We start from the raw sequence: 15,008 nt of genomic DNA on the forward strand, positions 1-15,008 counted from the left end.
AGCGCGTCCCCGATGTCTTTCGGCAAGATTGCCGTGTTCACGATCCCAGGCCTCGCACCACTGTCATCAGGATGAATACCCCGAACAGCAAAACCATGATCGACAAATCGAGTCGAACCCCACCGAGATTGACCGGCGGAATCAGCCTTCGCAGCAGCTTGACGGGCGGATCGGTCACCGTGAATATTGCCTCGAGCAAAACCACGACGATTCCCGACGGGCGCCAATCACGCGCGAATGTTCTGATGAATTCGACGATGATGCGGCCGATGAGCAGAAGCCAGAATATGAATAATATGAAGTAGATCACCGCGAACAAGGCCACAGGTCATACTCTGCCCGAAAAGACCGGCCCGATCAAAGCGACCAGGTCAGAGGCCTGTCCGATTCGATCGAGCCGACGAAGGTCGTTTCTGGAACCAGTGATCATTGCTGGCTGTAGAAGCCGGTCTCGGCGATGCGACGGCGTTCCTGAGGAGACACGTCGATGTCTGCAGGCGAGAGCAAGAACACCTTCGTGGCGACCTTGTCGAACGATCCGCGCAGGGCGAATGCCAGGCCTGCCGCGAAGTCGACGAGTCGCTTCGCATCGGCGTTGCTCATCTCGACGAGATCCATGATGACTGGAGTTCCGTCGCGGAACCGCTCCCCGATCGTCCGCGCCTCGCTGTAGTCACGTGGACGCAGTGTCGTGATCTTGGACAGGGGACCGCCGTCATCCACCACTGGGCTTCGCCTCGTTTCTGCGCGGACGTCCATCCGGGTGTCCACCGCAAGATTGCCTCGGGTGCTGGCGCCGCGGCCTGACATCGACGCAGGCCGCGCAGAGCGACCCCCGATCGGCGCGAGCGTCGGAGCCGAGCGGGGCGCTTCGTAATCGTCGTAGTCGTCGCCCAGATCCTCGACCTCGGCGCGTGAACTCCGACGAGAAGAGAACGACGGCTTCGAAAACTCGCGATCCCCACGGTCGTCGATATCTCCGTACGGGTCGCGCCCGCGGGAGGACCGATGCGAATCCGGCTCGTCGAGATAGTCGTCTTCGTAGTCCGCGAGCGGAACCATGCCGAAGTACGCCTTGAACTTGTGCAGGGTGCTCATCGATCTGCCTTCCATCAGTCCTGTCATTCCGCAGGCTTCACTCCTGCAGTCCGGTCGTTCCGCAGGCTTCACTTGCATGCCCTCGGCTCGCACCGTGTGTGTCAGTTGTGACTGGTGTGATCCGGAGACTGTAATGGCGAGGTTATCGGCCTCGACCCGAGTATTGCGGTACCGACACGCACACAGGTCGATCCATGTCGCACTGCCGCTTCCAGGTCGCCCGTCATGCCTGCCGACAGTTCCGTCGCGCCCGGATGCTGTTGCACCAACGCGTCGTGAATCTCCTGCAAATCGGCGAACGCGGCGTCCGGATCGGCACCGAGCGGCGGAACGGCCATGAGCCCCGACAACCTCAGATTGTCCGCTCCTGCAACGAGATCGGCCAGCTCGCTCACGTCGTCGCGTTCGACTCCGCCACGATGAACGTCGCCGTCCAAGCTGACTTGAAGTATCACGTCCAGCGCGCTCGACCGAAATCCGTCGTCGACCGCTCGCGCAACCGCAGTCTGTAGTGCGTTGACGAGGCGTGCGCTGTCCACGGAATGAATGGACGACGCCCACCGCACAACCGATTTCGCCTTGTTGCGCTGCAGGTGCCCGATCATGTGCCACCGCACGTCTGCCGAGTCCAGCGTTCCCGCAAGCTCGTCGACTTTGCCCGACGCTTCTTGCTCACGCGACTCACCGAACTCCCGGCAGCCGAGGCCGTACAGAATTTCCACGTCGCTGGCCGGGAAGAATTTGGTCACCGGCAACAACGTGACGGCATCGTTGTCGCGGTGCGCTGCGGCGCAGGCTGCGGCCAGGCGCTCGCGAACCGAACTCAGCGCCGAGCTGATTCCCGCTGCCCTGTCATGCGAAGTGTTCATGTCACCAGTCAAGCAGGCTCGGTGTCCATCCAGATCACGCTGGCCAATCTGCCCGTCGGGGCGCCCCGTCGATGACTGAACAGCGTGCGGTCCTCGATGGTGCACCGTGGGTCGACAGCGATCGATGTGACGCCGGCCTCACGCAGTTGGCGTGCGATGCCTGCCCGGATGTCGAGACCCGGGGTTTTTCGGACTGTGGTGCTGGCACTGCCGGGGAGATGACGCTCGACGTCGGCCTGCATGTGTGCGGGAACTTCGTACTGCCTCCCGCTTGCCGCAGGACCGAGGAACACTCCGATACGTCGGGGGTCAGCACCCTGAGCCACCATCGTCTCCAGCACCCGCGGGATGATTCCTATGCGTGCACCGACACGCCCGGCGTGTACAGCGGCGATGATGCCTGCCTCGTCGTCGGAGAGGAGCACCGGAACACAGTCTGCAGTGAGAACGACGAGCGCGAGATCACGCACCGAGGTGACGAGCGCATCCGTCAACTCGACGGGTTCGGCGGCGGGACCATCCACCACGGTCACCGACCTACCGTGTACCTGTTCCATCCACACAAGGCGATCCGCCCCAACGCCGAGTTCACGTCCGAGGCGCTCTCGATTCGCGGCAACGGCCGCCGGCGCGTCGCCGACGTGGTCACCGAGATTGAAGCTGTCGAACGGGGGCGCCGAGACACCGCCTGCGCGCGTAGTGGTGACTCGGCGAACCCTGAAGCTCGACGCGGTGCTGCTCGAAGACATTCGTGATCAGCGACGCATGAACGAGGGAACGTCGACGTCGTCTTCGCCGTCATCCTCGGTCACCGGGACGCGACGACCCGAGCTGCCCTGGCTACTCGATCCAGCGGCGGAACTCGAGGACTGCAACGGCGGGAGACTGCTCCCCGAGCCGGCGCCAACCGGATCGCGGAACACGCTGCCGGACTCCGATGTGTCGGACGACCTCGACGAAGAAACCTCGCCCGAGCGTGCAGAACCGATGGAACTGCGCGAGGCACCTGGGGCTGCCTCGATGGGACGACGAGTCGGAGTCCCACCGTCGAAACCGGCCGCAATGACGGTCACCCGAACCTCGTCGCCGAGCGAATCGTCGATCACGGTGCCGAAGATGATGTTGGCGTCGATATGCGCCGCCTCCTGAACCAACGAAGCGGCTTCGTTGATCTCGAACAAACCGAGATCCGACCCGCCCGCGATGGACAAGAGCACGCCACGTGCGCCTTCCATCGACGCCTCGAGCAGCGGCGAGTTGATTGCCGACTCGGCAGCCTTGATAGCCCGGCCTTCTCCCCTGGACGAACCGATGCCCATCAATGCACTTCCCGCACCGGACATCACGCCTTTGACGTCGGCGAAGTCGACGTTGATCAAGCCGGGCGTCGTGATGAGGTCGGTAATTCCCTGGACGCCGTTGAGCAGAACCTCGTCGGCGCTGCGGAACGCGTCCATGAGGCTCACTGCTGCGTCACCGAGCTGCAGGAGACGGTCGTTGGGGATGACGATGAGCGTGTCGCAGGACTCACGGAGCTGCTGGATCCCGGTATCGGCTTGTCCCCCGCGACGCTTTCCCTCGAAGGAGAACGGACGCGTCACGACTCCGACGGTCAAGGCACCGAGCTTGCGTGCGATGTTGGCCACGACGGGCGCACCACCGGTGCCGGTGCCTCCGCCTTCGCCTGCCGTGACGAAGACCATGTCGGCACCCTTGAGGACCTCTTCGATCTCGTCCTTGTGGTCGTCGGCGGCTCGGCGGCCGACCTCCGGGTCGGCGCCTGCGCCCAATCCGCGCGTGAGTTCACGGCCGACATCGAGTTTGACGTCGGCGTCGCTCATCAGCAGTGCCTGGGCGTCGGTGTTGACCGCGATGAACTCGACTCCTTTGAGTCCCTGTTCGATCATGCGGTTGACCGCGTTAACGCCGCCGCCGCCGATGCCGACGACCTTGATTACGGCGAGGTAGTTGTGCGGGGGCGTCATTGGCTCTCGCCTTCCGTGGTTGTGTAGGTGTCGCTCTGTGCTGCCGATGATCGATCCAAAACTCTCAACCTAAACCACAGGCTTAGAGTTATGTCAAGTACTCGACGCTCGGAACGCTATGCACCGGCGCCTCGATGCGCCACTAGGCGCGCCGAGGACACCGAAAGATTTTGCGTGCGATCGAGATTTGCCCGGCTTCGGCCATGCCGTTCCAGCCGATCCGTTCGCTACTTCGTGGTCGGGAGGTCCGGACTCGACACGTCGAGGATCTGTCCCGGTTGAGACAACAGCGCAAGAGCCACAGCAGATTTCCGCTCGGATTTTCCACTGTCGCCCCACACGAGAATACGCCCGTCGACGAGTACCAGCGACACGTCCGACACAGAGTTCGCACGAACCTCTCCCACCTGATCGCGTAGTGGCGGAGGAAGCGAATCGAGCACGGCCAGTGCGCTTGTCGTGGCCGGGTCTCCTGGGATCGGATTCTCGGCGACCAGTCGAACCACGCCGAGCGGAGGAGGTGCGGTCGCGAAGTCGACCGCGTCCGAGTCCAGTAGATGCGTTCCGTCCGCCTCGTCGACGAACACGACCGGAACTCGCTCGACGACGGTTACCCTCACCGTCGAGGGGTACATCCGTTGCACGCGAACCGAAGCGAGCGCGGGAATCGCGGCCACCCGCTGCGCCGCTGCACCTGCATCCACACGAACGAGCTTCTCCCCCAGCGGTATACCAAGTTCGGTAACCACCTGTTCCTCGGATACGGTCACTGCACCGTCGACGTCGATGGTGCGCACGGTCAGAACAGGGCTGAGATACGCGACGGCGAAACCTCCAGCGATCAACGCCACGACCGACATCACGACGAGCACAGCGCGGCGGCGCGACCTCGACACCCGACGCCGTTCCTCTTCGCGCGCCTGACGGCGTGCCTCACGGTCGGAATCGGCCGGGGACGCACCGGCGGCGCCGACCTTCTCGGGGGCGGACCGGCGCGAGGATCGCGCCGTGGCATCGTCCGGGGTCGACCGTTTCGACCGCCCGGGACGCGAGCTCACGTCGATGCCTTGCCTTGCCCTGCCCGGAAGTCGGTCCTCGAACGAAGAGCATCGAGAATCGGTCCGGCGAGCATGGTGACATCGCCGGCACCCATCGTGATCACGACATCACCTGGCATGGCAAGGGCCGCGACCTGTTTGGCCACCAGAGACAGATCGGGCTGATAGTTGACGGGTTTGGTCACCGCGGAAGCAACCAAGGCACCGGTGACGCCGGGCAACGGCTCTTCACGCGCGCCGTAGACGTCGAGCACAACCACTTCATCGGCAATGCTCAGTGCGGCGCCGAACTCGTCGGCGAAGGTCTCGGTCCTCGAGTACAGGTGCGGTTGGAAGACCACGACGACGCGACCACGGCCTGCGTCGCCGGCTGCACCTGCCACGAGTTGCTGAGCGGCGTCGAGAACAGCCCTCACCTCGGTCGGGTGGTGTGCGTAGTCGTCGAACACCCGAATGCCGTGTTCACGACCTCGTATCTGGAACCGCCGGTGTACACCCCCGAAGCCTGCGAGCCCGGCCAGCATGTCCGTAACGTCGGCACCTGCCTGAACGCCTGCGGTGAATGCGGCCAGTGCATTCAACGCGGTGTGCCTGCCCGGCACCCCGAGACGCAGGGTTCGAGGTGATTCCTCGCCTGCAACGATCAGTTGCGCAACTCCGCCGACGTCTTCCGGCTCCCACTGCAACAGCCGTACCGCCATCTCGACGTCGCCGCTGTCCACCTCGGCCGACCCGTATCCGAGCACTCGAACACCCGGGAGATCGCGCGCCACCACACGACGAGCGAGGGCAGCGGAGCCTGGATCGTCCATGCACGCCACGAGCACGCCGCCCGGCCCGAGCAGCGCGACGAAGTCGTCGAAGACCTGTACGTAATTCTCGGCCGTACCGAAGTAGTCGAGGTGGTCTGCCTCGATGTTGGTCACGATCACGACGTTCGGGGTGTACTGCAACAACGAGCCGTCACTCTCGTCGGCCTCGGCGACGAACACGTCACCACTGCCGTGATGCGCGTTGGTTCCCGCCTCGTTCAGCTCCCCGCCCACCGCGAACGACGGATCGAACCCGCAGTGCTGCAGGGCGACGATCAGCATCGACGTCGTCGACGTCTTCCCGTGTGTTCCGGACACAAGCAGTGTGCGGTAGCCCGTCATGAGCGATGCCAGCACCGTCGGCCGTAGAACGACGGGGATTCCTCGCCGCCTGGCCTCCACCAGCTCCGGGTTCGTCTTGGGTATCGCTGCGTGCGTGGTGACCACTGCAGTGGGCCCCCCTGGAATCAAGTCGAGCGCCGAAGCGTCGTGTCCCACGCGAACCTGTGCGCCTCTGGCGCGGAGCGCGAGCACCCCGCGGCTCTCTTTCGCGTCGGAACCGGACACCTGGCCGCCGCGCGCAAGCAGAATGCGTGCGATCCCCGACATCCCGGCGCCGCCGATTCCGACCATGTGCACCCGTGCGAGCTCTGCCGGAAGCTCGGCCATGTCCGTCCTTTCGCTCGTCACTTCGGTGACGTCTCGTTCTGTCGCCTCGACGCGATGTCGAGGACGATCCGTGCAACCGCATTCGCCGCGTCTCGATGCCCCGCTCCAGCAGCACCTGCCGACATACGTGCCAGGCGCTCGGTGTCGGTGATCAGTTCGACCACATCGGTTCCCACGAAGTCGGATGTCAGCTGCGCATCTGCTACGAGTATGCCGCCCCCGGCGTCGACCACGGGACGTGCGTTCAGCTCCTGCTCACCGTTACCGTGCGGCAACGGTACGTACACCGCGGGCAGACCGGTCGCCGAGACCTCGGCAACCGTCATCGCCCCGGATCGGCAGATGGTCAGATCCGCTGCGGCATAGGCGAGATCCATGCGGTTCAGGTAGGGCACAGCGACGTAAGGCGCCGAGGGTTTTGTTGTAGTGACCTCGACCGAGTTCTTCGGTCCGTGTGCATGCAGCACCGAAATCCCGGCTGCAGCCAATTCCTGCGCCGCCCCCGACACGGCGTCGTTCAGCGACCGGGCCCCCTGCGACCCCCCGAACACGAGCAAGACCGGCCCCTCGGCGGGAAGTCCGAAGTGCTGTCGCGCCTCCGCCCTCGTGGCAGCGCGATCGAGCCCGGTGATCGTAGGACGCACCGGAATTCCTACCAGTTCTGCCTCGTCGCGCCCGCGGGCGTGCACGCCCGAACCCGACACCGCTGCGAGAACACGAGTCGCAACCCTTGCGCCGACCTTGTTGGCGATGCCAGCGCGCGCGTTCGCCTCGTGGACGACGATCGGAATCGATCGTGAGCGCCCGACCATCCGTTTCGCGGCGAGGTACGCGGGAAGCGCCACGTATCCCCCGAACCCGACCAGAACATCGGCGTCGACGTCGCGCAGCACAGCTCTGACGTCGCGCACCGAACGTAGGACTCGGCCCGGAAGTCGCAGCAGATCGAGCGAAGGCTTACGCGGAAGCGGGACCGGGGTGATCAGGGCCAGCTGGTAGCCACGGGCGGGAACGAGCGTGGTCTCGAGGCCCCGGGCTGTACCGAGGGCAGTGATGCGGACGGACCCGTCGAGTTCACGGAGCGCGTCGGCGACGGCCATCGCAGGTTCGATATGGCCTGCCGTCCCTCCACCTGCAACGACTACGGACAACGGTGTGGTTGGTGCATTCACCGTCGATATCCTCGCCCATCGGTGTGTCGGCGCACGCCACCGGGTTGCTCCCGATCGCGGCGCTGGGGATCGAAGGGCCGCTGAGCAGTCCCGGAACGCTGAGGGCTGCCGGAACGCTGAGCAGTCCCGGAACGCTGAGGGCCGCCGGATCGCTGAGGGCTACCGGAACGGCCGATGCCGGTCGGCGTGGTCGCGGCGCCGGCACGGTCGCGCTCGGGTAGACGCCTACCCGCTGCCTCGCGGCTCTCCAAACGACGTCGATCCTCACGGTCGAGCGCGGGCCTCGTCGACTTGGACCGCGCTGCTGCGGCTCGAAGAGGTGAGAAAGAGGCAGGCATCGGTAGTCGGAGAATGCGGTCGAGACGCGAATCCTGACCTGCGTGCAACGCCGCGATCGCTTCGGGCTCGTGCCGCGCCGCATTGGCGATGATGCCGAACATCAACAGTGTGATGGCGGTGGACGACCCGCCGTAGGACACGAGTGGCAACTGCAGACCCGTCACGGGCAACAGCCCGACGACGTACCCGATGTTGATCATGGCCTGAGCGAAGATCCACGTGGTCGATCCGGCAGCAAGGAGGCGGAGGAAGGGGTCGACCGATCGCATTGCGATTCGCAGTCCGGCATAGACGAATAAGGCGAACAGACCGAGGACGGCCAGGCAACCGATGAAGCCGAGCTCTTCTCCGATGATCGCGAAGATGAAGTCGTTGTGCGCGTTGGGAAGGTAGCTCCACTTGGCACGACTCTGCCCGAGCCCGACGCCGAACGGGCCGCCGTCGGCGAGCGAGAACTTGGCTTGATTCGACTGGTAGCCGAGCCCTTGTGGATCGTCTCCCGGGTTGAGCCACGCCTTGATGCGGTTCGATCGGTAACCGGCCGTGAAGGCCAATACCGTGGCGGCGGCGATACCTCCGGTCACGACGACCGCGAACAAGCGGGCGTCGAGACCGGCGAACCACAACAGCGAGACAAGGATGATGCCGATAGCAATGGCGGTACTCAGGTTCGGCTGCAACACGACCAATCCGGCCATCAGCAACGCTGCCGGCACGAGAGGAATGAGCAGCGACTTCAGGCTCGCGTGTTCACTTCGTCTCGACGCAAGTAAATGCGCGCCCCACAGGACCAACGTGACCTTCGCGAGCTCGGAGGGCTGAAACGACACACCGGCAATGTTGAACCAGCGACGGGCGCCGTCCGCGCCCTCGGAACCGATTCCCGGGATGAGAACCATCATGAGCATGACGACGGATAGGCAGAAGAGCGGAAATGACAGCTTTCTCAAGACCCGCACCGGCACGCGCAGAGCAACGTAGAACGCCACGACCCCCAGCCCGACGCCGATCAACTGCTGGGTGAACAACGAGTAGGCCGATCCATCGGTCGCGTACGCCTCTGCCGCCGAGGACGACAACACCATCACCAATCCGAGGATGGTGAGTAGGGCGGCAATCGTCACGATCAGGTGGAACGAGGCCAGCGGCCGTCCCAACCACAATCCGATACGCGTACGTGGAGAGGTCTTCCCGTCCGGACCGCGAGACATCAGGAGTTCCCGCCCGTGGAGCCGATCTCTGCTGCATCCAGTGACCGCACGGCCTCGGCGAAGCTGTCGCCTCGGTGTCCGTAGTCCACGAACATGTCGAGTGACGCCGCGGCGGGTGCGAGTAGAACGGTGTCACCCGGCTCCGCCCGTCGTGCCGCATCTCGTACCGCGCCACGCATCACGACATCAGCATCTTCCGCCACATGAGTCACACCAGCATCGTCTCTCAGCGGATACGTCGCAACGGGAACATCCGGGGCGTGTCGCGCCAATGCCTGTGCGATCTGCGTCCCATCGCGGCCGATCACGACCGCAGCGACGAGCCGAGGAGCAACTTCCGCTACCAGTTCGTCCACGGACGCACCTTTGAGCAACCCACCGGCGATCCAGACGACACGGTCGTGGGCCAGCAGTGACGACCGCGCAGCATGCGGATTGGTGGCTTTGGAATCGTCGATGAACGTCACCCCGCCGACAGTCCTCACGACGGCTGCGCGATGAGGCCCGACCTCGTACGTCCTCAGACCCTCCGCGACGGACTCGGGAGGTACCCCGACGGACCGGGCCAGAGCGGCCGAAGCCAGAGCATCCATCAGACCCGCAGGGCCGGCTGGAACCACGTCGCCGACCGACAACAGGTCGACGGCACTGCCGAACGCGTTGTCCACCAACCTGCCGTCGACGATTCCCAACTCGTTCCTGCTCGGTTCCCCCAGCCTGAAACCCACAACCCGATCGGCGCTCGCCGTCGGACCGAGCGCAGCCGCGCGCGCGTCGTCCAGCCCTACGACAGCGACACCGCCGGTCAGAGCGCGCGATTTGGACTCGACGTAACCGTCCATGCCGCCGTGCCAATCCAGATGGTCCTCGGCGATGTTGAGAACCACACCAGCAGACGGATGGACGGACGGCGCCCAGAAGAGTTGGAAGGACGACAGCTCGACCGCCAGGACCGCGGGGTGAGGTGTCGACCGCAGCGCGTCCAGTATCGGAAGCCCAATATTGCCGCAGGCCGCACTCGCGAGACCCGCCGCGTCGAGAATGGACGCCAGCATCGACGTCGTGGTGGTCTTACCGTTCGTTCCGGTGACCACCAGCCACTGTGTCGGCGGCCCGTACAGGCCGACACGGTCTATTCGCCAGGACAGTTCGACGTCGCCCCAGATCGGGATTCCTCTAGCTGCGGCGGCCGCGAGCAGCGGCGAGTCGGGTCGCAAACCAGGACTGGTCACTACCAGCGCAACGCCGTCGAAGGCGGTGTCGTCGGCGAGGAAGTCGCCTTGGCGGATCCCACCTACACCAAGCCCACGCGCTTTCTCCACGGCGGCTGGATCGGAATCGGTGACGATCACCTGCGCTCCGAGGTCGAGGAGCGGACCGACGGTCGCGAGTCCGGACACGCGCCCGCCGGCGACGAGAACCGTCTTGCCCGCCAACCACGCGAGATCGTGCGACACGCCTGGCTCTTCGAATACGCCTGGCACCTCCGACATAGCCGCTTACCCGCCGACTGCGGCGAGGTACTCGCTGTAGAACAGCGCCAGTCCGACCGCCGATGCGATTGCCGCCAGCAGCCAGAACCGGATTATCACCGTGGTCTCTGCCCAGCCTGCGAGTTCGAAGTGATGATGGAACGGTGCCATTCGGAACACCCTCCGCCGACTGGACCGGAACACCGCGACCTGAATGACGACCGAGGCAGCCTCTGCCACGAAGAGAGCGGCGATGACGACCATGATCAGTTCGGTTCGCGTGACAATCGACAGGCCCGCGATGAGCCCACCGAGCGCCAACGAACCCGTGTCGCCCATGAATATTTTGGCCGGTGCCGCGTTCCACCAGAGAAAGCCGATGCACGCTCCCGCTGCAGATGCACAGATCAACGCCAGATCGAGAGGGTCACGAACGTCGTAGCAACCGGGACCTGGGTTGGTGGAACAGGCCTGCCGGTACTGCCAGAACGTGATGACCGTATACGCGCCGAGCACGAGGGTCATCGACCCCGCAGCGAGTCCGTCCAGACCATCCGTCAAGTTCACTGCGTTCGACCAGGCGGTGACCAGGAAGTAGCACCAGACGATGAATACCAGTGGCCCAAGACTGACCGTGGCGATGTCCCGAACGTAGGACAGCTGCTGACTCGCAGGTGTCAACCCGTTCGGGCCCTTGAACTGAAGGGCGAGGATGCCGAAGAGAACAGCGGCGAACAGCTGCCCGACCAATTTGGCTGTCTTGTTCAAACCGAGGTTGCGCTGCTTGCGAATCTTGATGAAGTCGTCGAGAAAGCCGACGACGCCGAGCACGGTGGTCAGGCCGAGCACGAGCAGTGCCGACGCGGACGGGCCGTCGGCGTCGTAGCCGATTCCGATCAGGTGCGAACCCCAGTAACCGGCCCACAGGCCCGCGAGGATGGCAACACCACCCATGGTGGGTGTGCCTCTCTTCGACTGATGACTCGCGGGCCCTTCGACACGAATCTCCTGGCCGAACCCCTGCTTGGAAAAGGTCTTGATCAACACCGGGGTCAGCAGTATCGCCACTGCGAGCGCGATGCCTCCGGCGAAGAGAATCTGTCTCACTGTGATTCCTCCGCTGTCATGATGTCCCTCTCCCCGTTTCCGGCGTCCGGCACAGTCTCGTTGTCGAGAAGGGCGTCCGCCACCGACCACAGCGCGACCGACTGCGATGCTTTCACCAATACGATGTCCCCGGGCTCGAGCTGATCGCGCAGAACCGCGATTGCCGATTCCTTGTCGGGAACCAACATCGATTCCTCACCCCAGGACCCCTCCATCACAGCTCCCTGGTGCATCGCCCTCGTCGGTCGCCCTGACTCGACGATGACGAGTCGGCTTACGTCGAGGCGAACGGCCAACCTACCGATAGCGTCGTGCTCGGTGACCGACTCCGGTCCTAGCTCGCCCATTTCACCTAGAACGGCCCAGGTACGCCGCCTGGATCCAGTGCCCGATCTGGACATCGAGACAAGGGCTTTCAACGCAGCCCGCATCGAATCCGGATTGGCATTGTAGGAATCGTTGACGACGGTGACGCCGTCCGTTCGCGTGGAGACGTCCATCCTGCGCACCGATGCAGCGGACGAACCGGCGAGCGCAGACGAGATCTGATCGAGCGTCGCGCCGCACTCGAGAGCGACCGCGGCCGCGGCGAGTGCGTTTCCGACCTGATGCTCACCGTGGACGGCCAAGGCGATGTCGATCGACCCCACGGGAGTCACCATCGTGAATCGAGCGCGCGCGTTCGCGTCGAGCGAGACGTTCTCCGCGCGGATGTCCGCCTCTGGGGACAGGCCGACGGTCACCACACGCGCCGATGTTCTCGACCGCATCTCGAGCACCAGCCGGTCGTCGGCATTCAACACTGCGACGCCGCCGTCGGCCGCACTCGGAAGTGCTTCGACGAGTTCGCCTTTGGCCAGTGCGATTCGTTCTCGTGAGCCGAATTCACCCAGATGGGCAGTACCGACGTTGAGTACGACGCCTATCCTCGGCGGGGCTGCTCGCGCCAGGGCTGCTACGTGGCCGATGCCGCGGGCCGACAGTTCGAGCACGAGAAAATCCGAGGACTCGTCGGCACGGAGGACGGTCCACGGGTGTCCGAGTTCGTTGTTGAACGAGCCCGGCGGTGCTACGACCGCACCCAGCGGCCTCAGTACGGACGCGATCAAATCCTTGGTCGAGGTCTTTCCCGACGAGCCCGTCACCCCGAGCACCGTGAGGCCGGCATGCGCGGTCAGCTCCAGCGCAGACGCACGGGCCAAGGCACTGAGCGCGGTCAGTACAGCGGCGCCCGAGCCGTCGACGTCGTGTTCCAGTGCCATGGCACGGCCATCGTGCGGGACCGGTTCGACGACGATGGCTGGTACTCCGACCGGTCGAGCGGCAAGAACCACGGCCGCACCCGACGCGATTGCTGCGGCTGCGTGATCGTGCCCGTCCACCCGTGCACCAGGCAAGGCGAGGAAGAGTCCTCCAGCCGTCACCTTGCGAGAATCGAACTCGACCGTTCCATCGACGAGACGGGTTGGATCGTCGACGTCGTGGAGCTGACCACCGACGATCTCGGCAATCTGCGCGATGGTCAGTGCTTTCACGAGCCGGCTCCTGCGTGTTCGGTGATCTTGCGATCGATGGCGGCGGCCAGCACGACTCTGTCGTCGAAGGGATACTTGACTCCGCCGATGTCCTGGCCGGTTTCGTGTCCCTTGCCCGCTATGAGAACGACGTCACCGTCCTGTGCCCACTCGACCGCATTCGCGATCGCCTCACCGCGTCCGGCGATTTTCCTGACCTCTCCGCGTCGGTCCGCCTCGACACCGAGCGCACCGGCTTCGACGGCGTCTCTGATCGCGGCGGGATCCTCGGAACGGGGGTTGTCGTCGGTGATCACCAACAGGTCCGCTCCCGACGCACCAGCAGCACCCATCAGTGGCCGCTTTGCGCGATCGCGGTCTCCCCCGGCGCCGAGTACGACGGCTATCCGGCCCGTGGTCTGTTCCCGAAGGGTGTCGATGACGGCCTCCACCGCTGCCGGCTTGTGCGCGTAGTCCACCACGGCGAGAAACTTCTGGCCGCGCGAGATCCTCTGGACCCGACCGGGAACGTCGACCTCCGCCATCCCACCGATCGCGCGCTGAACGTCGACACCTGCTGCGGCACACGTTGCGGCAGCCAGGATCGCATTCGCGACGTTGTACCGTCCGGGCAGTCTTATCGACGCCGGATGACTTTCTCCTGTGGGCTCGACCACGGTGAACGTTTGCGTCCCAGCTGGATCCTTCGACCAGTCCTTCACCGACCAATCGGAGCTGAAGTTCACCGACACGGTCAGCAGGGAGGATCCGGCGTCGGCAGCGATGTCAGCCATACGCCGACCCCACTCGTCGTCGATGCACACCACGGCCGATCGCGTGCTCACCCGAGAGTCCGCGGCGAACAGCCGACTCTTGGCCAGAAAATACTCCTCGAGAGTGCCGTGGTAATCCAGATGATCCTGCGAAAGATTGGTGAATGCACCGACCGCGAAGACCGTCCCGTCGACCCGTCCGAGCGAGAGCGCGTGACTCGAGACTTCCATGACCACCGTGTCGATTCCGCGCTCGAGCATCAATGCGAACAACGCGTGCAGGTGTGGTGCCTCGGGCGTGGTCAGGGCACTGGGGACTCTCAGGCCCGGGATCTTGGTCTCGATCGTGCCGATCAGGCCGGTCCGACGTCCTGCGGCGGTCAGCGCGGCTTCCAACAAGTAGGACGTTGTCGTCTTGCCCGACGTTCCCGTGATTCCGATGACCGTCATCTTGTCCGACGGATTACCGTAGATCGACGCCGAAAGCAGACCGAGCACCGACCGCGGTCGCTCGTGGACGAGAACTGGCACCGGTAGCTGTGCGAACTGCTCGCGCACGAAGTCGAGGCCGACAGCATCGGTCAGGATCGCGGCGGCACCGCGCTCGACTGCGTCGGCTGCGAACGAGGCCCCGTGAGCCGAGGCTCCCGGGAGCGCGGCGAACAGGTCGCCGTCGAGAATTCCTTGGGCACGGAGATCCACGCCCGTGACGAGGCGGTGCGTTCCGTCCGACACCGGTTGGAGAGTCGCTCCCGCTACCGCGGCGAGATCCTCGACCGACGTCTGCGGTGGCCTCGACGGTCGGAACGAGGATCGCGCAGGCTGCGGTTCTGCTGGCACAGACACTGTGCTCCCTTCTGCTCGACTACGAACTTTGACTTCGACCCGCACGGGACTGCACAAACCCAGGCGGACAGAGCACACGGCGC

General features: G+C 64.7%; 13 protein-coding genes. All 13 read right to left on the minus strand.

Annotation, left to right across the window (positions count from 1 at the left end; translation table 11 throughout):
* Window positions 1–37: 37 nt before the first annotated feature.
* Entirely contained in the window at window positions 38–325 is a 288-nt protein-coding gene (locus D8W71_RS18685) for a YggT family protein (protein WP_121115523.1), read from the minus strand.
* 101 nt (window positions 326–426) lie between these two features.
* Entirely contained in the window at window positions 427–1,098 is a 672-nt protein-coding gene (locus tag D8W71_RS18690; protein WP_121119523.1) for a cell division protein SepF, read from the minus strand.
* A 101-nt stretch (window positions 1,099–1,199) separates the two neighbouring features.
* Window positions 1,200–1,967, minus strand: a complete 768-nt coding sequence (locus D8W71_RS18695; RefSeq protein WP_121115525.1) for a YggS family pyridoxal phosphate-dependent enzyme — start codon at window positions 1,965–1,967, stop codon at window positions 1,200–1,202.
* 8 nt (window positions 1,968–1,975) lie between these two features.
* Window positions 1,976–2,716: a peptidoglycan editing factor PgeF gene (pgeF, locus tag D8W71_RS18700; protein WP_121115527.1), complete on the minus strand. Its 741-nt coding sequence runs from the start codon at window positions 2,714–2,716 to the stop codon at window positions 1,976–1,978.
* Between the two features lie 6 nt (window positions 2,717–2,722).
* A complete protein-coding gene (gene ftsZ, locus D8W71_RS18705) occupies window positions 2,723–3,952 on the minus strand; it encodes a cell division protein FtsZ (protein WP_121115529.1) in 1,230 nt (409 codons plus the stop codon).
* A 227-nt stretch (window positions 3,953–4,179) separates the two neighbouring features.
* Window positions 4,180–5,010, minus strand: a complete 831-nt coding sequence (locus tag D8W71_RS18710; protein WP_236077502.1) for a cell division protein FtsQ/DivIB — start codon at window positions 5,008–5,010, stop codon at window positions 4,180–4,182.
* Window positions 5,007–6,491: a UDP-N-acetylmuramate--L-alanine ligase gene (gene murC, locus D8W71_RS18715; protein ID WP_121119525.1), complete on the minus strand. Its 1,485-nt coding sequence runs from the start codon at window positions 6,489–6,491 to the stop codon at window positions 5,007–5,009. The genes D8W71_RS18710 and murC overlap by 4 nt, the downstream gene beginning before the upstream one ends.
* Window positions 6,492–6,508: 17 nt before the next feature.
* Complete coding sequence (gene murG, locus D8W71_RS18720) at window positions 6,509–7,663, minus strand: undecaprenyldiphospho-muramoylpentapeptide beta-N-acetylglucosaminyltransferase (RefSeq protein ID WP_201265126.1); 1,155 nt, start codon at window positions 7,661–7,663, stop codon at window positions 6,509–6,511.
* Window positions 7,660–9,213: a putative lipid II flippase FtsW gene (gene ftsW / locus D8W71_RS18725; RefSeq protein ID WP_121115531.1), complete on the minus strand. Its 1,554-nt coding sequence runs from the start codon at window positions 9,211–9,213 to the stop codon at window positions 7,660–7,662. The genes murG and ftsW overlap by 4 nt, the downstream gene beginning before the upstream one ends.
* The gene (gene murD / locus D8W71_RS18730) at window positions 9,213–10,670 is read right to left on the minus strand and encodes a UDP-N-acetylmuramoyl-L-alanine--D-glutamate ligase (RefSeq protein WP_121119531.1); all 1,458 of its coding nucleotides are present in this window, start codon (window positions 10,668–10,670) and stop codon (window positions 9,213–9,215) included. The genes ftsW and murD overlap by 1 nt, the downstream gene beginning before the upstream one ends.
* A 42-nt stretch (window positions 10,671–10,712) precedes the next feature.
* Window positions 10,713–11,792: a phospho-N-acetylmuramoyl-pentapeptide-transferase gene (mraY, locus tag D8W71_RS18735; RefSeq protein ID WP_121115533.1), complete on the minus strand. Its 1,080-nt coding sequence runs from the start codon at window positions 11,790–11,792 to the stop codon at window positions 10,713–10,715.
* Window positions 11,789–13,327: a UDP-N-acetylmuramoyl-tripeptide--D-alanyl-D-alanine ligase gene (locus D8W71_RS18740; RefSeq protein ID WP_121115535.1), complete on the minus strand. Its 1,539-nt coding sequence runs from the start codon at window positions 13,325–13,327 to the stop codon at window positions 11,789–11,791. The genes mraY and D8W71_RS18740 overlap by 4 nt, the downstream gene beginning before the upstream one ends.
* Window positions 13,324–14,925, minus strand: a complete 1,602-nt coding sequence (locus D8W71_RS18745) for a UDP-N-acetylmuramoyl-L-alanyl-D-glutamate--2,6-diaminopimelate ligase (RefSeq protein ID WP_121115537.1) — start codon at window positions 14,923–14,925, stop codon at window positions 13,324–13,326. Before D8W71_RS18745 ends, D8W71_RS18740 begins: the two co-directional genes overlap by 4 nt.
* Window positions 14,926–15,008: the final 83 nt, after the last annotated feature.

This window comes from Rhodococcus sp. P1Y (genome assembly GCF_003641205.1).
GTDB lineage: Bacteria > Actinomycetota > Actinomycetes > Mycobacteriales > Mycobacteriaceae > Rhodococcoides.